This window comes from Caldicellulosiruptor sp. F32 (assembly GCF_000404025.1).
GTDB classification, from domain to species: Bacteria; Bacillota; Thermoanaerobacteria; order Caldicellulosiruptorales; family Caldicellulosiruptoraceae; genus Caldicellulosiruptor; species Caldicellulosiruptor saccharolyticus.
Map to the genome: position 1 here is coordinate 1 of NZ_APGP01000015.1, position 540 is coordinate 540.

Sequence of the window (540 nt, forward strand, 5' to 3'; positions counted from 1 at the left end):
TTAAAGGTATTGAATGTTTTTCTGTTTCTCCCTCAACCAAAATCACTCCGCTTGCAAAAAATATTTCTCCTTTTTCCACATTAAGTTCTTCTTGAATTTTAAATAGTTCCTTAGATTCTTCTTCTGTAAATTGTTTTACTTTAGTTGCTCCATTCTCTTTGTAAACATAAATTATATCTTTAAGAGTGAAGTTATCTTCCTCAAAATTTGTTATAAGCTCGGGAGAATGCGTTGTATAAATAACTTGTGTATTTTTATTTTGAGAAATTTTCTCAAACAATGAATTAATCAATCTTTCCCCTTGAGGATGTAGAAAATTTTCTGGTTCATCGATCGCAAAGACTCTTAAAACTGAATTCCTAGAATGGGATAATAAGTTTAAATATAGCTCCAATAATCCTATCAATATTGCACTTTGTGTTCCATGCCCAAAACGAGATAATTCAAAATATTTTTCTGTGCCTCCTTTAACCAAGATTTCTATATATTTTAATAAATCATCAGGATTTTGTCCTCTTGTGAGAGAAAATTTTAAATCCT

1 protein-coding gene is annotated in these 540 nt (G+C 29.4%); it reads right to left on the minus strand.

The genetic code is table 11. The features are described 5' to 3' along the window. Window positions 1-540, minus strand: a 540-nt coding sequence (locus H964_RS01430) for an ATP-dependent nuclease (RefSeq protein WP_156823649.1), incomplete at both ends; no start/stop codon positions are given.